This is a genomic window from Mucilaginibacter achroorhodeus (assembly GCF_007846095.1).
Lineage (GTDB): Bacteria > Bacteroidota > Bacteroidia > Sphingobacteriales > Sphingobacteriaceae > Mucilaginibacter > Mucilaginibacter achroorhodeus.
In genome coordinates this window covers 112446-131566 of the sequence record NZ_VOEI01000007.1, presented here as the reverse complement: position 1 = coordinate 131566, position 19121 = coordinate 112446, and the positions used below count along the sequence as shown (strand labels likewise).

19 protein-coding genes and 1 tRNA gene are annotated in these 19121 nt (G+C 41.8%); 10 read left to right on the top strand and 10 right to left on the bottom strand.

What is annotated here, in order from left to right:
- Positions 1-129: 129 nt before the first annotated feature.
- Complete coding sequence (locus FPZ42_RS17140) at positions 130-468, top strand: SHOCT domain-containing protein (protein ID WP_146273088.1); 339 nt, start codon at positions 130-132, stop codon at positions 466-468.
- A 17-nt stretch (positions 469-485) separates the two neighbouring features.
- On the opposite strand, the gene FPZ42_RS17135 is transcribed toward FPZ42_RS17140, so the two are convergent.
- From FPZ42_RS17135 to FPZ42_RS17095, 9 genes are all read right to left on the bottom strand, one after another.
- Entirely contained in the window at positions 486-1235 is a 750-nt protein-coding gene (locus tag FPZ42_RS17135; RefSeq protein ID WP_146273087.1) for a UDP-2,3-diacylglucosamine diphosphatase, read from the bottom strand.
- A gap of 42 nt (positions 1236-1277) precedes the next feature.
- Positions 1278-1805, bottom strand: coding sequence for a DUF922 domain-containing protein (locus FPZ42_RS17130; RefSeq protein ID WP_186458808.1), 528 nt, complete (start codon positions 1803-1805; stop codon positions 1278-1280).
- A 60-nt stretch (positions 1806-1865) separates the two neighbouring features.
- Positions 1866-2807, bottom strand: coding sequence for an SPFH domain-containing protein (locus FPZ42_RS17125; protein ID WP_146273085.1), 942 nt, complete (start codon positions 2805-2807; stop codon positions 1866-1868).
- Positions 2808-3054: 247 nt separating this feature from the next.
- Positions 3055-4044 (bottom strand): L-histidine N(alpha)-methyltransferase, encoded by a 990-nt coding sequence (gene egtD, locus FPZ42_RS17120; protein WP_146273084.1) that lies wholly within the window; start codon positions 4042-4044, stop codon positions 3055-3057.
- Positions 4045-4067: 23 nt separating this feature from the next.
- Positions 4068-5219 (bottom strand): ergothioneine biosynthesis protein EgtB, encoded by a 1152-nt coding sequence (egtB, locus tag FPZ42_RS17115; protein ID WP_146273083.1) that lies wholly within the window; start codon positions 5217-5219, stop codon positions 4068-4070.
- A gap of 5 nt (positions 5220-5224) precedes the next feature.
- Positions 5225-6796 (bottom strand): ABC transporter permease/substrate-binding protein, encoded by a 1572-nt coding sequence (locus FPZ42_RS17110; RefSeq protein WP_146273082.1) that lies wholly within the window; start codon positions 6794-6796, stop codon positions 5225-5227.
- Complete coding sequence (locus tag FPZ42_RS17105) at positions 6789-7754, bottom strand: ABC transporter ATP-binding protein (protein WP_146273081.1); 966 nt, start codon at positions 7752-7754, stop codon at positions 6789-6791. Before FPZ42_RS17105 ends, FPZ42_RS17110 begins: the two co-directional genes overlap by 8 nt.
- Before the next feature lie 9 nt (positions 7755-7763).
- Complete coding sequence (lpdA, locus tag FPZ42_RS17100) at positions 7764-9152, bottom strand: dihydrolipoyl dehydrogenase (RefSeq protein ID WP_146273080.1); 1389 nt, start codon at positions 9150-9152, stop codon at positions 7764-7766.
- 1 nt (position 9153) lies between these two features.
- Positions 9154-9435, bottom strand: a complete 282-nt coding sequence (locus tag FPZ42_RS17095; RefSeq protein WP_146273079.1) for a DUF427 domain-containing protein — start codon at positions 9433-9435, stop codon at positions 9154-9156.
- Positions 9436-9642: 207 nt separating this feature from the next.
- Between FPZ42_RS17095 and FPZ42_RS17090 the strand changes: the two genes are divergently transcribed.
- From FPZ42_RS17090 to FPZ42_RS17050, 9 genes are all read left to right on the top strand, one after another.
- Positions 9643-9714, top strand: a tRNA-Glu gene (locus tag FPZ42_RS17090).
- 249 nt (positions 9715-9963) lie between these two features.
- Positions 9964-11208: a site-specific integrase gene (locus FPZ42_RS17085; protein ID WP_146273078.1), complete on the top strand. Its 1245-nt coding sequence runs from the start codon at positions 9964-9966 to the stop codon at positions 11206-11208.
- A gap of 27 nt (positions 11209-11235) precedes the next feature.
- Positions 11236-11781, top strand: coding sequence for an ORF6N domain-containing protein (locus FPZ42_RS17080; protein WP_186458807.1), 546 nt, complete (start codon positions 11236-11238; stop codon positions 11779-11781).
- Positions 11782-11808: 27 nt separating this feature from the next.
- The gene (locus FPZ42_RS19515) at positions 11809-12030 is read left to right on the top strand and encodes an ORF6N domain-containing protein (protein WP_370630581.1); all 222 of its coding nucleotides are present in this window, start codon (positions 11809-11811) and stop codon (positions 12028-12030) included.
- Between the two features lie 968 nt (positions 12031-12998).
- On the top strand, positions 12999-13238 hold the full coding sequence (locus tag FPZ42_RS17070; protein ID WP_146273077.1) for a hypothetical protein: 240 nt from the start codon (positions 12999-13001) through the stop codon (positions 13236-13238).
- A 99-nt stretch (positions 13239-13337) separates the two neighbouring features.
- Positions 13338-13577: a hypothetical protein gene (locus tag FPZ42_RS17065; RefSeq protein WP_146273076.1), complete on the top strand. Its 240-nt coding sequence runs from the start codon at positions 13338-13340 to the stop codon at positions 13575-13577.
- Between the two features lie 88 nt (positions 13578-13665).
- The gene (locus FPZ42_RS17060; RefSeq protein WP_146273075.1) at positions 13666-13887 is read left to right on the top strand and encodes a hypothetical protein; all 222 of its coding nucleotides are present in this window, start codon (positions 13666-13668) and stop codon (positions 13885-13887) included.
- A gap of 131 nt (positions 13888-14018) precedes the next feature.
- On the top strand, positions 14019-15215 hold the full coding sequence (locus FPZ42_RS17055) for an HlyD family secretion protein (protein ID WP_146273074.1): 1197 nt from the start codon (positions 14019-14021) through the stop codon (positions 15213-15215).
- A gap of 2 nt (positions 15216-15217) precedes the next feature.
- Complete coding sequence (locus tag FPZ42_RS17050) at positions 15218-17560, top strand: peptidase domain-containing ABC transporter (protein WP_146273073.1); 2343 nt, start codon at positions 15218-15220, stop codon at positions 17558-17560.
- A gap of 5 nt (positions 17561-17565) precedes the next feature.
- Here the strand turns inward: FPZ42_RS17050 and FPZ42_RS17045 are convergent, their stop codons facing one another.
- Entirely contained in the window at positions 17566-18999 is a 1434-nt protein-coding gene (locus tag FPZ42_RS17045; RefSeq protein WP_146273072.1) for a TolC family protein, read from the bottom strand.
- Positions 19000-19121: the final 122 nt, after the last annotated feature.

The window sequence follows — 19121 nt, the reverse complement described above, 5'->3', positions numbered from 1 at the left end:
GTAGTTAATCTATAGTTAGAGCTTATTACACTACTTTAACAAACAATCACGGTTGTAAAATTTATTTTCATTTTAAACATATTGACAACAATATCCTATATTAGGATAAATATCATAAACCTGAATATCATGTTTAACCTGGGCGTACCTGAGATAATCTTAATAATTGTTGCTTTTGGAATATTAGGAGGATGTATCATATTTCCTATATGGGGATATAAAGCAGGTGCAGAAAGAACAATTGGTGCAATTCCCGGGTTATTATTAGGTTTCTTCCTGAATATTATTGGAATCGCAATTATCTATTGCACACCTAAGATTCGATATAAAGACCCTTATGCTTTTCCCGCTCGGTCATCTGCCGATGAGCTTGAAAAATTTAAGCAGTTATTGGATAGCGGCGCAATATCAGAAGCTGAATTTAATAATCAGAAGGCGCGAATCTTAAACTCTTACAGACAGTATTAATATTAATCGCTTGATAGCTATTGAGTGAAATATCTTAATGATAACTCAGTTCCATCGAAAACCGCGTAGCTGTTGTAATTTACCCATTCGCCGAGGTTAATGTACCGCGCATTATCTGGCAGTGCAATGTCAAGAGGCAAATGGCGGTGCCCGAAAACAAAATAATCGAAGTGTTGCGTTTTGAGCATTTCTCGCGAATAGGTTTCCAGCCATTCCTGCTGGTACTGCATCTTGTGCTCATCTTTAGCGCCGGCAATACGGCTCTGTCTCGACCATGCGTTTGCAATACCAACACCCAAATTAGGGTGCAGCCTGGCAAATAACCATTGGCAAACACCGCTCCTGAAAAACTTTTTCAAGAATTTATAGAACTTATCTCCGGGCCCGAGACCGTCGCCGTGGTGCAGGTAAAACTTTTTGCCGCTCCGCTCAATCTCCAGTTCGTTGGTGATAATGGTGGCATTAAACTCCGTCACAAAATAATCGAACATCCACATATCGTGGTTGCCTTTAAAAAGATATAGCTTAACACCGCTATCGGTAAGTTGGGCCAGTTTTCCTAAAAAACGAACGTAACCTTTGGGAACAACAGTTTTATATTCAAACCAGAAATCAAATACATCGCCCATTAAAAATAGTTCGGCAACGTCATCTTTGATCATATCCAGCCAGCGTATAATACGGTCTTCCCGTTCGCGCGATGAACTATAACTTACAGCACCCAAATGGAAATCAGAAGCGAAATATAAATTTTTACCTACGGGCATAGGCTTCAAAAGTACAGGAATATTGGCATATGGCAAACATGATTACAAGCTTGCGTTTTCTCTTGAAATATATTGCAGGCGCTTTGCAAAATAAACGTCCCAGCTGTGTTGCTGCTGGCGGTTAACCATGTTTTGGGTATCTTCTTCGTAATCCTGGTTAAGTTGCTTATACCTGGCATCTATACGGTCAAAAATATCCATAGCCTCCTGTCGGTAATTTGCTGTGAAGCGTGTGCGACTTAAGGTGCGCAGAACTTCCTGCTGCTCCAGGTAAGCAATATTGTAATGCCCCTGTTCGTGTTTCAATATTTCTAAAAGTTGCTCACTATTAATAATCCGGGAACGGTCTAACCATGACTTATAGTTATTCATGGTTAGACGGACGCTGGCGTGTAAAAGGTACTCACCGTTGTTCACGTGGTTAGACTGGTAGCTAAAGTTGAGCGTGCAGTTAGTGTAAGCTACAACGCCTCTGCCGTCAGGTCTCGGTGTACCTAAAAAATCAGCCTGCGTTAAAATGCGGTAAGGCTGTGCTGTAGCCGCCTTTGTTTTAAGGCATAAAACTGCCACGGCGCAAATAGCGCAAAGTTTAATCAATCTCATCTAAGCCGTCGGGGGGGTAAAGTAAATTTACTTTTTGACGGTGTCTGTATGCAAATGGTTTAAAGCCATCATTTCTTTCATGGTGCGCTGCATTGCGTCGCTTGATCCATCAAGGAAAATAACATTGCCTTTAGAGTTTTCTGAGAAGTGTTTAATGGATTCTGTCCACATAGTGAACAGGATAACCGAGGTGTCCATATTGGCCGTTTGCATCTCCTTTGCAGCAGAGGTCATACCCTTAGCTACCTCCTCGCGGAAAAGTGCTATACCTTGTCCGCGTAGTTGCGCAGCCTGGCGCTCGGCCTCTGCCGAAATTTTGATGGCATTACCATCGGCTTCGGCGGCTTTGGTTTTGGTAATCAATAAGGCCTGGCCTTCGTTCTCAGCTGCGGCTTTCAGGTTATTTGATGCCACCACCTGGCTCATCGATTTCATGATCACATCATCAAAGGTGATATCATTTAACTGAAGGTCCTGCAGGTGATATCCCCAGCCTTCTAATATATTGTCCAGTTGTTCTTTTACGTGCTCCACAATATCGCGACGGAGTATCAGTACCTCGCTTTGGCGTTTAGTAGCTACAAAGGCACGGATAGAACCTTCAACGGTGCGGATAAGCGCCTGCATCAGGTTACGCTCGTCAACAAATTTGAAGGCTACGTTTTTAATGGTTTCTTCCTCCTGGTTCAATACCGAGTAAAGCAGCATGGCCTTAAAATATACATTCGCCTGATCATACGTTACTGCCTGGAACTCCAGTTCAACCGAGCGGTTCTGGATGGATATTTTTGAGTAAATGTTCTCTATCAGCGGTATCTTGAAATTTAAGCCCGGCGTTAATATGCGGCGGTATTTGCCAAACACCGTGATCACCACGATTGTACCCTGTTTAACAGTTACAAATGATGAGAAAATAACAATTACAATGAAGAATAAAAAGATGTAGAGTAATACAGATGAGGCTTCCATTTAGGTTGTATTTTTTATAAAGATAGCCTTATTTAATCATCTCATCAATACAAATTGCGTAGACAGGTTGCGTACCTACTGCACGCAATGTTTTATTTGCATCGCCCTACAAAGCGGTTATGCCTACGGCACATAATAAGCAAGCGCTATTGAAATGCAAAGTACTTGCCCCATAGGGGCTACCGCTTTGTAGAAAGTAATTAAAAAATTTTGCTCGGTCAGGAGCAACCAGGATATATCTAAACGCTTATACCGCCTGCCATATGGCATCTAAAAACCAATCTTTGCTATCGCTGAAATGCGTTGATGGTTTAAAACCCGATTTGCGAGCCATTTCATCCGTTTGCTCGACAGAGTATTTCTGCGATATCTCCATGTAGATATATTCGTCTTTAGCAAAGCTGATAGTTTCTTCACCTATCTTCACATCCTGAGCAGCTCCGCTAATCAAGTAGCTTTTGCAGGCTCCTGTCTCAGGATCATACATAGCGTAATGATCAAACTGATTTACATCGAAGGTTGCACCTAATTCGCGGTTCATGCGCTCCAGCAGATTGAGATTAAAGCGTTTGGTAATACCTTCTTTATCATTGTAAGCTGCCAGCACGGTTGCAGGGTTTTTTTTCAGATCGACACCGATCAACACCATATCACCCGGCGATAAATGTTTACGCAGTTCGTTGCAAAACTGCTCAGCATCCGCCACCGGCATGTTACCAATATTTGAGCCTAAAAACATCACTACTTTGCGTTTGTCAGATATGTCTGCAGCTTTTTTCAGCATATCAAAATAGTCGCCATTAAGGCCGGTAATATCTATGCCCGGTAATATAACAGGCAAGGTCATATTGAGGTATGAGATCACATTTTCTGATATATCAATAGGCAGATAGCTGAAATCTGCTTTGTTATCCATCAGGTATTTTAACAGTTTGGTTGATTTGGTAGCGTCGCCTGCACCCAACTCAATCAAATCAAAAGCGTCGCCGTTACCTATCAGCGCCTCGCAGATATCTGCTGTCTGGTTGGTAAAGATCTCCATTTCGCAATTGGTTGGATAATACTCTTCGCAGTTCATCAGATCCTGGAAAAGCTTATCACCATGCGCATCATAGAAATATTTGGAATTGAGATACTTTGGCGAGGCGGTTAAGCCGGCAATGGTATCTTTATAAAATTGAAGATCAGTGATAGATGTAGTTTCGCCGGTGGCTTTTGTTAAAACTTGAGATGCCATAGGTAGTTGTAGATGATGTATTGTTATTTAGCCAAACGTATGCCAGTAAATTGCCAGCGCAGTTCAGGTTGAAAAAAATTGCGATAAGTGAGACGGCTGTGATCTGGTGAGGTAACTTCTGATGCCCCACGCAATACCTTTTGCCCTACCATAAATTTACCGTTGTATTCGCCAATGGCACCGGGTGCTTTGGCAAAGCCGGGGTAGGGTAGGTATGAACTTTCTGTCCATTCCCAGCGCAAACCCCATTTGAATTTAGTTGCTGCTATTTCCCATTCAAATTCCGTAGGCAGGCGCATGCCTTTCCATGATGCATAAGCATAAGCCTCGTAATAGCTGATATGGTTTAATGGCTCGTGCCAATTTACCGGCTGCAAGCCATGAAAAGTATAGTTATGCCATTTGCCATCTATCTGGTGCCAGTACATCGGCGCTTCAATCTGGTTGCTATTTACCCAATCCCAGCCGGCAGCATGCCAGTGGCGAAAATCATGATAGCCTCCGGCCTCTATAAACTCCAGATACTCGGCATTGGTGACCAGGTTTGTGCTTATCTCATAAGTATTAAGGTAAACCTTGTGGCGGTTGAGCTCATTATCGAAGCAAAACCCCTCGCCATTAAAACCAACTTCATAGACGCCTTCTTCTACCTTAATAAATTCATTTTCTTCGTGATGCACCTTAGGCACATGCCAATCATGAGAATAAGCCGGGAACAGTGGGTTATGCCCAAGGATGTATTTGATATCCGTTAGTAGAAGCTCCTGGTGCTGCTCCTCGTGGTTAAAGCCCAATATAAGCAGTTCTTCAATATCCTCACTTACATCGCCGCAGGCTAAAAAGTTATACATGGCATCATCCACATACTTACGATAACGTTTGATATCAATAACCGTTGGGCGACTTAAATTACCCCTGTCTGTACGAATTACGCGTGTGCCTACGCTTTCATAGTAACTGTTAAATACGAAATTGTAATTAGGGTCAAATTCCTGGTATTCGGCAAAATAGGGCTTAAGGATAAAAGTTTCGAAAAACCATGTGGTGTGCCCTATGTGCCACTTAGGCGGACTCACATCTACAACTGGTTGTACAACGTAATCTTCGGTTTGCAGCGGTTCGCAAATTGCATCAGTGCGCTGGCGTACTTTTTTGTAACAGTCCGCTAAGTCCATAGGTATTATTTAGTATTCAAATAGCGTTTAAGATCAGAAATTGTTTTGATGTGCAACTCATTTGCCTGTTGCCTGCGCATCATTAAAGCATACGCATTATTAAAGCCAATTGGTTTTAACCATTTTATTTTATAACGCTTCTCAAACTCTGTTTTAACATAGTTGTAAGTGCTGTCCTTACTTGTTTGCAGCTGCCCAATAACTTTTGATGGTGCCTGTAATATGGCCAGCAAACCTGTGCCGGTGTATTCCGGGTAAACATCTATCTGGTTATTGATCATGGCATCAAACACTATTTTGGTGCCGCCCAGGCCTGTTTTAGTTTCAACACCGTAATAGGTATAACCTTTAATGAGCATGCTGTAGATATTAGTGAGGATGTACTGCTCGCCAAATATTTTTGATCCTAATCGTACCACCTCGCCGTTGCTTTGCTGCGGGGCTTTATATAAACCGTTAGCTTGTAAAAAATCTTTAGCCACACGCTCCGGCGTTTGGTGAAGATAATCAGTACGGTAGTTTAATTCAGTCATCACCGAATCATTTATCAGCCCCGAAAGCTTATTAAGAGTTGCCTCTAACTCAGGAAACTTTTTTAGGGCGTCTTCACGCACCAGCGGTGCGGCATAATAGGGAGGGAATATTTTCTTATCGTCATCTAAAACTATTAGGTCATAAGCTTTGAGCCTGCCATCGGTAGAGTAACCGCTGATAACGTCCAATTCTTTTTCCTGCGCCGCCTTGTACATTACGGCATCGCTGATCACAATGGTGTGAATCTTTAAACCATATTTGCTTACGAGCCCAAGATTGCCATCCTGCCGGCCCATAAACTCGGGCGTAAAACCGGCTGTTAACTTGCTGCCATACGCTGATGGTATAAAGTAAAAACATGAAAGTATGATCAGCAAAACTGGCGCTATCTTCACTGTGCCTTTCACTTTTTTGAAGTTTAATTTTTGCAAGAGTGACAGCAGGAAATCAAATAATATAGCCAGCATAGCTGCCGGGATAGCTCCAGCTAATATCATGTTGGTATTGTTGAGGGAGATGCCTCCAAAAATAAATTCGCCCAAGCCGCCGGCGGCAATGTAAGATGCCAGCGTTGCCACACCAACATTGATAACCGTAGCTGTGCGGATACCAGCCAGTATCACCGGCATCGCCAGAGGTAGTTCTACCTTAAAAAGCACTTGCCATTTGTTCATTCCCATTGCCACGGCAGCTTCTTTAACGTTGCTGTCGACGCCTGTTATGCCCGTGTATGTATTCCTTACAATCGGCAGTAGTGCGTAAAGCAGCAAAGCCACGATAGCCGGTTTGGCACCAATACCTAACAGCGGTATCATAAAGCCTAATAATGCGATGCTTGGAATGGTTTGTAATATACCCGCTATGCCTAATACCGGGCCGGAGAGTTTGCGAACGCGGGAGATGTAGATACCCAACGGCAACCCGGTAACAACTGCGATAAACAGCGAAATAAAGGTAAGCCCGATATGTTGCATGGTTTGCACCAGTAGTTTATCGCTTTGCTGCTGCATAAACTCTAAAAGGGTTTGCTGATGCTCATTCATGCGGGACCTGATTTTTGAAGCGTGAATAAGCAGACATCAACTGATCAAATGTTACAGAGCGCACTTCTTTGGTTTGCTGGTTAATGATATTTATGTTTTCTCGGGGATAAAACTTAAAAGTGTCTAAAGCTTCCCATACACCTGCATTTGCTGCTAATTGAGAGGTATTGATCCGTCGACCATCTGCAGGTAAGTATTGCCATATATCGCTTAACTTAATGGTTTTTAATTCCAGTTGCAAATGTTGTTCTTTCAGAAAATCCTTTACAAAATCATTAGCCGGGTTAAAGAGTAGTTCCTTAGCAGCGCCTATCTGCACAATTTGCCCTTTATCCATCATTGCCACACGGTCTGCCAGTAGGAATGCCTCCTGCACATCGTGAGTTACCATGATAATGGTTTTGCGCTTAAGTTCATCAAGTACATTAAACTCAGCGTGGATCTTTGAACGTGTAACATTATCCAGCGCCCCAAAAGGTTCATCCATCAATAATACCGGTGCATCGGCAACCAAAGCCCTTGCCAAACCAACGCGTTGCTGTTGACCGCCGCTTAATTCAGCGGGGTAAGCGTTTAAATACTCTTTAGGAAGATGAAGTTTTTCTAACAACTCATTGGTGCGCTTTTCAATTTTCGCTTTATCCCATTTTAAAAGATTAGGTACGATAGCAATATTTTCGGCGACGGTGTAATGCGGAAACAAACCGTTGTTTTGCAACACGTAACCAATTGAGCGTCGAAGCAATTCGGGAGATTGGCTTAAAATATTTTGTCCGTCTATTTCTATTGTGCCGCTATCCGGTTCAATGAGCCTATTGAGCATTTTGAGCGTGGTGGTTTTCCCGCATCCGCTTGTGCCCAATAGTGCCAGGGTCTCACCTTTAGCTACCTCAAAGGAAATATCGTTTACCGCCTTTGTTGCCCCGAATGTTTTAACCAGGTTGCTAACTTTTATCATGCGGCCCGCCTAATCTTCTAAGGTCATGAACAGGTTGTTGAGCGATTCTGAATAGGTGGGGTGTGCAAATACACAATAGCGGATCCTGTCGTAAGTAATGCCGCCTTCCATCGCCATTTGTAAAACGCTCATGATCTCGCCGCCTTCGGTGCCAACAATGGCTACGCCTAATATCTTTTTTGTTTTGGCATCTACAATAGCTTTCATCATCCCGCGGGTATCGCCGGTCTCTATCGCCCTGGCCACGTGCGACATTTGCAGCGTTGCCACCTTGTAGTTCAACCCCTTTTCTTTTGCTTCGGTTTCCGTTATGCCAACACGGCCTAATTCCGGATCGGTAAACATACAGTAGGGCAAAGGCCTATTTCGAATGCTGAGGTTTTGTTTTTCTATCAGGTTACGATATACAATCGTATAATCGTTGTATGAAATATGTGTAAAGGCCGGGCCGCCTTTTACGTCGCCTAAGGCATAAATTCCTTTAACATTGGTCTCCAGTTTGGTGTTAACAGTGATGTAGCCTTTGTCATCAGTTTTAACGCCGGTTTTGTCTAAGCCTAAAGTATCTGTCTGTGGCGCTCTGCCAATAGCAACCAAAACATGGCTGCACTTTATTTTTTCCTCGGCATCTCCTGTCTTGATGGTAACTGTAATCTTGCCTTTGTCTTTTTGTTTAAAACGGGCGACCTTAGCGTTAGTGCGAATAGTAATGTTTTCCTCCTGCAGTATGCGGGTCAACTCTAAAGAAATGTCCTCATCTTCTCGGGAGAGTATCCGACTGGACTTTTCTATAATGGTAACCTTACTGCCGAAACGGGCAAACATCTGCCCAAATTCCAACCCGATGTAATTGCCGCCCAAAATTACCAGGTGCTCCGGAACCTTTTCCAGATCGAGTATAGTAGTTGAAGTAAGGAAATCTATCTCGTTAATTCCCTCAATATCGTGCGGAATAATCGGTTTGCCACCGGTATTGATAAAAATTTTATCTGCCTTAAATTCTTTTAAGCCATCTTTTTTTGTGCGAACGGTAATGGTTTTCTCCCCGGTGAAAGTTGCTTCGCCAAATAAAACATCTAAATTCTTAGTGCTTTCAGCAGCCTTTAAACTGCCATTGCGCGACTTAAGGAGTATCTCGTCCTTATGTTTTTTTATTTGTCGCATATCAACCTTGTAGCCTTTGATGGTAACGCCCATATCGTTGCACTTGCCGGCCAGATAAGCAACGCGAGCGCTGGCCACCATAGTTTTTGTAGGCGTACAACCATCATTTATGCAGGTGCCGCCGTAAAAGCGTTTTTCAACTATCAGGGTTTTCATGCCCGCCAAAGCAAGTTTCTTTGCCAATGGTGCACCCGCCTGGCCCGAACCGATAACTATAGCATCGTATTGTTTCATATTAGTTGGTTATTTTCACCCCTTTCCAGAAAGCAACATAACCTGCAATTTGCGCTGCTGCAGCCCTTGGTTCGGGATAGTACCAGGCCGCATCTTTATTTTGTTGCCCGTTAACTTCAAGGTTGTAGTATGATGCTAAACCTTTCCAAGGGCATGTGGTATGCGTGTTGCTTTCGCGCAGGTATTCTTGCTTTACACTTTCTTTAGGGAAGTAATGATTATTTTCAATTACGATGGTATCGTTGCTTTCGGCAATAACCTGGTTGTTCCAGATAGCTTTCATTTGGTGGATATTTGTGATAAATATAGCTTATCAATTAGCTTCTATAATTCACTAAAGTGAATTTTTGTTTGTGCATAAGAAAATTTACAACTGAAAATCAGCGCATTAAATTTTTTATAAAAAAATATTTTAATTTTAATAGTAATCGTATATCTTTGCAGTCCCAAAATAAGGGAAACGAAATTAACAGCGTTGACCTTTAAAGACGGCCCGTTCGTCTAGGGGTTAGGACAGGAGATTTTCATTCTTCAAACAGGGGTTCGATTCCCCTACGGGCTACTGAAATTAATATCAAAACACACTAAAAGGCTGCAAATCAAACATTTGCAGCCTTTTTTGTTTTCGTCAAAATGCCATTTTATTCAATAAAACTCACCAAAAAAGAGAGTGAGTTGGAGAGTGAATTATAAATAGGTAAAGACTCACCGAAATTATGTTAACTAATTGAATGTCAGCTAATTCAATTATTAAACATCTTGTTGCCCCACGATCGCAAGCTTACATTTGTTAACCCTTAAAAGCTTGTTTATGTACAACAAATTCTCATTGCTTTTTTATTTAAAGAAGTCAAAAACATGGACCAAGGGTCCTATTCCCATCTATCTCCGTGTCACTGTAAGTGGCAGAAGATCAGAGATTTCAGTCGGTAGAGAGTGCGAAATTTCAAGGTGGAATTCCAAAGCCGGACGATGTATCGGAAATAAGGAAGAATCAAAGATGCTCAACGCGTTCCTGGATACTTTACAGACTAAAATGCGGCATGCTCACCAGATATTACTGGAGAGTGGCCAGGTGATCAATGCTGAAAATCTCAAAAATCAATTCACCGGTAATGTTGATAAAAGCAGATTTCTGATGGAGATTTTTAAAGAACATAACAAACGGATGCAAAATTTGATCGGTAACGGATTCGAGGCGAACACGCTTAAAGGTTATAATACATCGGTCAAACATCTTTCAGGATTTTTGAAGGCCAACTTTGGAAAAACAGATATTGAGATCAAAGCCCTCAATCATGCGTTCATTGTGGACTTCGAGTATTATCTTAAGTCTTCATGCAAATGCAGCGGCGTATCTGCCGCAAAGTATATCAAGCATCTGAAGAAGATCGTCAACCACTGCATTGCAAATAACTGGATCAGCACCAACCCTTTCATAAATTTCAAGTCTACAGCGAAAGCAAAGGAAAGAACCTTTCTTACCCAGGAGGAACTCGACAGGATTTTGGTTAAGGACTTTGAAATTGAACGCCTTGATCAGGTCAGGGATATCTTTGTTTTCTGTTGTTATACAGGGCTTTCTTATGCCGATGTTCAGAAATTGAAGAGAAGTGAGATTGGGCGCGGAATAGATGGAGAGCAATGGATATTTACTACAAGGCAGAAAACGGAGACAAGTTCACGAATTCCCCTACTGCCCGAAGCATTGAAAGTCTTATCAAGGTATAAAGATCATCCACAGTGCGAACATAAAGACATTGTGCTGCCGGTGTTAAGTAATCAGAAAATGAATGCCTATTTAAAGGAGATCGCTGACCTTTGTTATGTTCGTAAACATTTGACCTTCCACCTGGCCCGACATACTTTCGCTACTACGGTCACGCTATCCAACGGCGTTCCTATTGAAACTGTGAGCAAAATGCTCGGACACACTGTTTTAAAGACAACTCAGCATTATGCCAAAATTCTTGATGTGAAAGTGAGTCAGGATATGCGCTCTCTTAGGAAAAAGCTTAAGCTTTCTAAAGTCAGGTTACAAAAGCAATCGATTTAATTATTAAAGCTGTTACAACGAACAAAAATGGATAACAAGAAAAACGAACCAATGCTGATCGATGATTTGATTATTAGTAAAATCTATTTGATCAGGGGATTGAAAGTGATGTTGGATGGTGATCTGGCGGAGTTGTATGGTACAGAAACTAAAAAATTAAAACAGCAGGTGAAACGGAATCTCAATAGATTTCCAAGTCATTATATGTTTGAACTAACACAAGAGGAATATGATTCTTTAAGGTCACAAAATGTGACCTTAAAGAGAGGCGAGCATTCAAAGTATCTACCTTATGTGTTTACTGAACATGGGGTGCTAATGTTATCTAATGTCCTGAAAAGCGCTATTGCTATTGATGTGAGTATTAGAATTATTGATGTGTTTGTAAAGCTGCGCGAAACCTTAGCTGATCAAAGCGAACTTTGGCTTCAAATCGAGCGAATAAAAGGAAAACTGAATAACCAAGATAAAAATATGGAAATTGTATTTAGATATTTAGATGAATTGATTGAACAAAGGGAAACCTTAAAACCACGTAAAAGAATGGGATATAAACCTGACGATGAACTCTAATTTAAGACTGCTTTTTGAAATTTTTTGATGTCACAATTTGTGACTTCAAGTTGGGGAGGCAGAAGAAAGCTTCCCAAAGTGTTTACAGAACATGGCGTGTTGATGTTGTCAAGCATTTTAAATAGTGAAAGAGCTATACAGGTCAATATTCAAATAGTTAGGATTTTCAGCCGGTTTCGGCAAATGCTCAATGATACAATGGAAATTATGTTAGACATGGAAATAATGAAGAAGAGGCTAGATAATTAGGACAAAAATATAGAGGTCGTTTTTAGATATCTGGATGAGTTAATCGAAAGGAAAAGTAGCTCACCAAGAAAAGAATTGGCTACAAGCCGGATTAACTATCTTATATCTAAGGCCAGAAATAAATAACAAAAATCGGTGGTCATAAATCTTGACCGCCGATTAACTATACAACATCTTTTGTACATAGGCAAAAGGATGTACAACATGATTGACTGCAAATTTTTTAAGGAGATTTGCTATAATAAATATGCTTACTATTACGATAGTGTCGCAATATTAATTACCTATCTTGCGCCTTCACAACCGGTAAACCTACTGGTTGATTGTGATAAGGTTTAGGTTGAAATCCCCGGCGGCGAGCGTTCGGGGATTTCTATTTTAATCTGTCAACTTTCCTGACTTGGGTAATAATCTCGAAAAATCCTAATTTTCAGGTCACAAGCCAACACCTATGATAGTCACTATCAGAAACACGCCTCTGAAGAAAGGAAGGCTGCGCCTCACCCTCAACTATTACCCGCCGTTTACCAACCCACGTACGAATCGCAAAACTGGCTTTGAAAATCTTAAACTCTTTCTTTACGATTATTTATCAGCTCGGATTTGATATTTATTTAAGAATTACGAGTCTCAAAAGCATTATTTGTCGTTTAAAAAACACGTAATCGAAGAAATTTAGACGCTTCCCTTTATATAAACACGTATTGGTTAAGAAAAAAATAACAACCATATGGTGTAAATGCTATTACATTCTGAGCAGATTTCCCGTCTTTCTCAAAGGCGCGCGTATAAAATTAATCTCGTAAGATTTACTCTTTTAACACCTCGTTTTGCTATAAAGATATTCGCCTGAGTTGTGTTTATTTAATCAATAATTAAATCTATGGCGCGAATACTCCCGTTAATACTATCACAAGGGCACGCCGAAAACCTTTAACAGAGTAGGCAACATTTAAATATCTAGAACTATGAAAATGCAAGAAATGAACCTTGCCGAGTTACAGGAAGTAAACGGCGGATCGATCTTCGGAAACAATTCATCATCAAGCCAAGGTGGTCTTTTGGGCAGCCTGGGCATTGGTAATCTTGTTTCATTCGGTAGTGAAAGCCAGAATGGTGACCAGCACAGTGCATCGTCATTCTCGTTAGGTAATGGAATTGATACTTCATTAGGTGGTATCTTCTCTAAAGGTACCAGCAGCATATAATTGTTGCAAACCAAATGCTCACTTATTAAAGTGAGGTAAAATCAAAGGGCACGCCGAAAACCTTTTAACAGAGTAGGCAAAAATTAAAATACAAATACTATGAAAATGCAAGAAATGAACCTTGCCGAGTTACAGGAAGTAAACGGCGGATCAATTTTTGGAAACAGTAATTCTTCAGCTAACGGCGGCCTTTTAGGCTCATTAGGCATCGGCAATTTATTGTCGTATGAAAACTATGAGCAAAACGGCAACCAGCAGAGTGCCACTTCTTTCTCATTAGGAAATGGCATTACCTCAAGCCTGGGCGGCCTGTTAGGTTTAGGATCAAGCAGCTTGTAATTTTAATTTATACCGGGGCAGCGAAAGTTGCCCCGGTTATTTTACAGCATGATGATGTCATGCCTTTAAACTAACTAAATGCATAGCCATGACAGCGAAAAAAAATAGCACCCAACTGCGCGAATTAAACAGTGACGAAATTGCTACCATCAATGGCGGCGCTACACACGGCGCGAGCATGTCTTTAAGCAGTAGCGCAGATTCTTTACTAAGTATAGAGTTTAACTGGCAACAAGGCAATAACTCACGCAGTTACAAACTTTCTGCAGGTAACAATATCGAAGCCGATCTCAATTTATTGTTCAACTGACAGGCTAATTAAGGGCTTAAAAATATACATTACTAAATGGGATAGGTTAAAACTATCCCATTTTGCTTTTAATAGCACAGGCAAACAGTTTACCTGTTTTTTGCTTTATTGATAACGATAGCTGATAGCGAATGGATACTGACGATAAGATATTTCCGGCTGAATTTATGTCGAATACGGCTGAATTTCATTTTCAGAAGTATAATCCTAAAAGTAACATTTTATATAGAATGGTACTGGGCTTTGTACTGGTGGCTTTCGCTGCCATATTTTTTGTGAAGGTAAACATTAACGTAAAAAGCCTTGGCACTATCAAATCAACCACAGAACGTACAGATCTGAAAGCCCTTGTATCCGGCCGGATAGATTCTATGAACCTGAAAGAAAATATGCGGGTCACAAAAGGCCAGATACTGGTAAAGCTTACTGCGGCTGCCATTAATGAACAGCAGCAGTCTGCTGTCACCCAGCAAGGCGAATATACCGCACAGTTAGCCGACCTCGAAGTGCTTACCAATATGGCCCAAAAAAATAACTGGAGTAAGAAACCTCAGTTAGCCTCGTCATTATATGGGCAGCAGTTTGCTTTACTACTGCAAAAAGCCCGCGACGCTAAAGCCACACTTGAGCTGGCAAGCAAAAACAATAACCGTTACGATTATCTGTTTCGCAACAAAGCTATTTCTGCAGCAGAGTATGATGCAGTACACCTGCAGTATCAGAATGCACTCAGCGCCCTACAACTTATTTATGATGATCAGGCCAGTATATGGCAGGCCGATCTAAATAATCTAAAGAGCAAACTGCGCTCACTGGCGTCAGAAGGTAAATACATTGAGCAGGAGAAAGACTTGTATACTTTGCGCGCACCAGTAAGCGGCACTTTACAAAACTTAAAAGGGGTACAAACAGGCAGTGTAATAGCGGGCAATGAAGTGATCGCTGAAATATCACCGGATAACGGCATGATCGCCGAAGTTTACGTATTACCTAAAGACGTTGGCTTAATTAGACCCGATAATAAAGTAAATTTTCAGGTTGATGCTTTCAATTATAACCAATGGGGCCTGCTTACCGGCAAAGTAATCACTGTAAGCAATGATATATTTACCGACAGCAAACAACAACCTTATTTTAAGGTACGCTGTTTACTGGATAAAACCGAACTGAAATTAAAGAACGGTTATGCCGGTCATATCAAAAAAGGGATGACCTTGCAGGCAAACTTTTTTGTGACCCGCCGTACTCTTTTCCAGCTATTGTATGATAAAACCAGTGATTGGTTAAACCCAGGCAGGCTACCTGCTAAAGAAACCGCGCAACTATAACTATGGCCAATTTCGATCATTTCATAGAAAAAGTAGAGGCCGTTTATCAGAAGATTGGCAAACGCTTATCAAACATATGGCTTTTTAAAAATTGGCAGTCTGCATCAAATGATAAGCAATTACGCAAACGCATCCAGGTAAAACAGCACGATATCATGGATTGTGGGGCTGCCTGCCTCGCTTCTGTTGCTGCATATTATAAGCTGGATATGCCCATAGCCCGTATCAGGCAACTGGCATCAACTGATAAAAAGGGTACAAATGTCTTAGGATTGATCGAGGCAGCCGACAAAATGGGGTTTTCTGCCAAAGGTGTAAAAGGCTCTTTCGAGAACCTGTTTGAGATACCTGTACCAACTATTGCACACGTATTGTTGCCGAATCAATTGCAGCACTACGTAGTTATTTATGGAATTACCGATAGCTTTATTGAGGTAATGGACCCAGGTGACGGCGTGTTATACAAACTCACACACGATAATTTCAAATCTGTATGGACAGGTGTATTGGTGTTGATAGCACCTAACGAGAAGTTCATAGCAGGCGACAGAAATATCTCGGTAGAAAAGCGTTTCTGGTACTTGCTCAAACCACATAAAGCCATGTTGCTGCAGGTATTACTCGGTGCTGTGGTATACACGTTATTAGGTTTATCAACTTCTATTTTTCTGCAAAAAATTGTTGACAACGTACTCCCGGAAGATAACCGCAACCTGCTAAACTTGATGGGTGTGGTAATGGTAGTGATCGTTTTTTTACAAGTGTTTATCAATCACGCCCGCACACTTATTACCCTAAAAACCGGACAGCAAATTGATGCCCGCCTCATCTTAGGTTATTACAAGCACCTGTTGAAATTGCCTCAGCAGTTTTTTGATAGTATGCGAGTGGGTGAGATCATCTCCAGAATAAACGACGCGGTAAAGATCCGTTCTTTTATTAACGAGGTGCTGGTGATGTTTGCTGTTAATGTGTTCATCCTCATCTTTTCGTTCGCACTGATGTTCACATACTACTGGAAGCTGGCGCTCATTATGCTGGCCATTGTACCGCTGTTTGCGTTGATCTATAAATTATCAGACCGATTGAACCGTACCACGCAGAGAAAGTTGATGGAAGACTCAGCCGATCTGCAAACTCAATTGGTAGAATCGGTCAACGCCATTCCCACTATCAAACGTTTCGGGCTGGAAGATTACGCAAATTTTAAAACGGAGACGCGTTTCATTAATATGCTCAAGACTGTTTTCCGTTCGGCTAACAACTCATTGTGGGTAGGTAATTTCAGCAGTTTTGTATCAACCATTTTTACGGTCATCCTGCTTTGGGCGGGCTCTGCTTTTGTATTGGACAAGATCATTACCGCAGGAGAACTATTATCATTCTACGCTATTATTGGATACTTTATGGGACCTGTTGCCAGCCTCATAGGCATGAATAAGACCCTGCAGGACGCCCGCATCGCAGCCGACAGGTTATTCGAGATCATGGACCTCGAACAGGAGCCGGCAACGAACCGCACCGAAATTACCGCCGATATGGTAGGCGACGTGACTTTCAAAAATGTGCATTTCAGGTACGGCACCCGTAACACCATCTTTGAAGGATTAAACCTGAATATCCCCAAAGGTAAAATCACTGCTGTAGTAGGCGAAAGCGGGTCAGGTAAAACTACCCTGCTATCGCTGATGCAAAATATTTATCCCTTACTCTCCGGATCTATATTCATCGGCGATTTTGACATACAGTACATCACTAACGAAAGTTTGCGCCGCCTGGTTGGTGTAGTTCCGCAAGATGTACATTTGTTTGCCGGCAACGTAACCGAAAACATTGCAGTGGGGAGTGTTGAGCCGGACATGAAACGTGTATTAGAGATCTGCAGCCAGTTGGAGATCACTGATTTTATTGAGCAGTTACCAAATGGGTTTAATACTTTCCTGGGTGAGAATGGCACTAACCTTTCGGGGGGGCAAAGGCAGCGTATTGCCATTGCAAGGGCGCTATACCGTGACCCTGAAATTTTAATACTGGACGAAGCAACATCATCGCTCGATTCTGAGTCTGAATCGCACGTGCAGAATGCAGTAGCCTTACTGCGCGAGCGCCAGAAAACCATCATCGTTATTGCTCATCGCCTGAGTACCATCATGAACGCAGATAAGATCATCGTACTACAAAAAGGGAAACTGGCAGAAGAAGGTGAGCATAAAACGCTGATGCAGGCTCAGGGTGCATATCACCAAATGTGGAAAAAGCAATTCCCAAGCGAAACGTTGTTAACAGGCACCCCGGTAAAAAAACACGCAACCACTAAACGCAAAACAGACCAGACAAAAGCCTGAGTTTGCTAAAATCGTATTTTGTTACCAAGGTAATAATCTATGACTTTGCTTTTCAACAACACCTCGTAGCGTAGCTGGATGAGTGCAAACTCTGCAATATTATACTCATTCTCCGCAACATTTATATCCAGGCTATTGGCCAGGCCAACATTGTAACGCTGCCTCATTACCCTAAAAGCATCTTCGGCAGCTTTTAGCGTAACCTGAGCTGCCTTGTATCTCTTATTTGTTGCCTTCACATCCCAAACGGCCTCGGCAACCGCTTTGCGAAGATTATTTTTAGTAAGATCTTCGGTTGCCATAGCATTCTGATAATTCAGTTTTGCCTTACGGATGTTGATATTGGTTTGGTTACCATTGGCAATAGGGATAAATAAAGTGAAGCCTACCGCCTGGTTAAAATTATTCTTCAATTGCTCGCCGAACGGAACGTTGCGGTTTTGAAAAACAGGGGCAATAACCGTTGCATTTGAATTTTCTACCACACCAATAGGTACCGAACCTGCTATCTGGGTAGCTACTACGGTATTTTGAGCGCTGGAATAGCTGGTATTGATGCCTCCGCCGAATGATAGTTGTGGTGCACGCAAACCTTTAGCCACAGCAATGCCTTTCTCTGCCGCCAGCCTTCGGTTACCCGCAATAGTTATATCCGGATTGGTGATGAGGGCTTTTTGATAAACTTCGTTAAGCGTAAAACCTGTATTAATATCATCAATGGCTTTTTTTGGCGGATCGATCACTAAAAACGGCTGATCGTCACGCTCCATCAAATGCGATAAAGTCAGGTAAGCCCTTTCCATTTCGTTTTGGGCATTGGTCAGATTAGCTTCCGCATTAGCCACCTGCGAGGTAGCCTGCGAAAGATCAGCCAAAGTTTTCTGTCCTACTTTAAAAAACTTCTTTTGACGGGCCAACTCTTCCTTTGCAATTTCCAATTGTTTCTTAGCGGCGGCCTGAAGGTCGCGGTTCGTTAAAACGGATAGATAGGTGGTGAGCACAGATAAAGTAAGATCGTTCTTAATCTTATCTACATTGCTCTTATCCGCGCTTAGCAAATACTTATTCTGTTTGATGGTATTGATCTTGGCGAAGCCTTGAAATAATGTAACATTAGCGTATAAACTGCCCTGAGAAACGGTAGTTGCTGCATTTGAATACTGATAGGTTGTGGGATCAACCGCACGGCCAAAAAGGCGGTACGCAGCTATACTACCATTTACCGTGGGCAACTGATCACCTTTAGCCAGCTTAACATTTTCATCGCTGATGGCTGCTTCAAACTGTGCCTGGCGCACCTGTATATTGTTAAGGCAGGCGCTATCGATGGCTTGCTCTAAACTAATTTTTTGCTGCGCTAAAGCGCTTCCCGGGAGAATGGCTGTCAAAAATAAGGCTACGGCCCTAATTACCGGTTTGATAGATAATTTTGTTGGCATAGTGGTTAAGAATTAACGTCCGGCACCTCTGTAACTGTTTCAAATTCACAGGTAATTATGTATAGCCAAATGGTGTACAAATAACATCTCGCTCCGAAAGTTTTATCTGATAATGAGTAAAA

Excerpts from the sequence above, each read along its gene's own strand:
- FPZ42_RS17140 (WP_146273088.1), top strand. The coding sequence starts at position 130 with ATGTTTAACCTGGGCGTACCTGAGATAATCTTAATAATTGTTGCTTTT.
- FPZ42_RS17135 (WP_146273087.1), bottom strand. The coding sequence starts at position 1,235 with ATGCCCGTAGGTAAAAATTTATATTTCGCTTCTGATTTCCATTTGGGT.
- FPZ42_RS17125 (WP_146273085.1), bottom strand. The coding sequence starts at position 2,807 with ATGGAAGCCTCATCTGTATTACTCTACATCTTTTTATTCTTCATTGTA.
- egtD (WP_146273084.1), bottom strand. The coding sequence starts at position 4,044 with ATGGCATCTCAAGTTTTAACAAAAGCCACCGGCGAAACTACATCTATC.
- egtB (WP_146273083.1), bottom strand. The coding sequence starts at position 5,219 with ATGGACTTAGCGGACTGTTACAAAAAAGTACGCCAGCGCACTGATGCA.
- FPZ42_RS17110 (WP_146273082.1), bottom strand. The coding sequence starts at position 6,796 with ATGAATGAGCATCAGCAAACCCTTTTAGAGTTTATGCAGCAGCAAAGC.
- FPZ42_RS17105 (WP_146273081.1), bottom strand. The coding sequence starts at position 7,754 with ATGATAAAAGTTAGCAACCTGGTTAAAACATTCGGGGCAACAAAGGCG.
- lpdA (WP_146273080.1), bottom strand. The coding sequence starts at position 9,152 with ATGAAACAATACGATGCTATAGTTATCGGTTCGGGCCAGGCGGGTGCA.
- FPZ42_RS17095 (WP_146273079.1), bottom strand. The coding sequence starts at position 9,435 with ATGAAAGCTATCTGGAACAACCAGGTTATTGCCGAAAGCAACGATACC.
- FPZ42_RS17085 (WP_146273078.1), top strand. The coding sequence starts at position 9,964 with ATGTACAACAAATTCTCATTGCTTTTTTATTTAAAGAAGTCAAAAACA.
- FPZ42_RS17080 (WP_186458807.1), top strand. The coding sequence starts at position 11,236 with ATGGATAACAAGAAAAACGAACCAATGCTGATCGATGATTTGATTATT.
- FPZ42_RS19515 (WP_370630581.1), top strand. The coding sequence starts at position 11,809 with ATGTCACAATTTGTGACTTCAAGTTGGGGAGGCAGAAGAAAGCTTCCC.
- FPZ42_RS17070 (WP_146273077.1), top strand. The coding sequence starts at position 12,999 with ATGAAAATGCAAGAAATGAACCTTGCCGAGTTACAGGAAGTAAACGGC.
- FPZ42_RS17065 (WP_146273076.1), top strand. The coding sequence starts at position 13,338 with ATGAAAATGCAAGAAATGAACCTTGCCGAGTTACAGGAAGTAAACGGC.
- FPZ42_RS17060 (WP_146273075.1), top strand. The coding sequence starts at position 13,666 with ATGACAGCGAAAAAAAATAGCACCCAACTGCGCGAATTAAACAGTGAC.
- FPZ42_RS17055 (WP_146273074.1), top strand. The coding sequence starts at position 14,019 with ATGGATACTGACGATAAGATATTTCCGGCTGAATTTATGTCGAATACG.
- FPZ42_RS17050 (WP_146273073.1), top strand. The coding sequence starts at position 15,218 with ATGGCCAATTTCGATCATTTCATAGAAAAAGTAGAGGCCGTTTATCAG.
- FPZ42_RS17045 (WP_146273072.1), bottom strand. The coding sequence starts at position 18,999 with ATGCCAACAAAATTATCTATCAAACCGGTAATTAGGGCCGTAGCCTTA.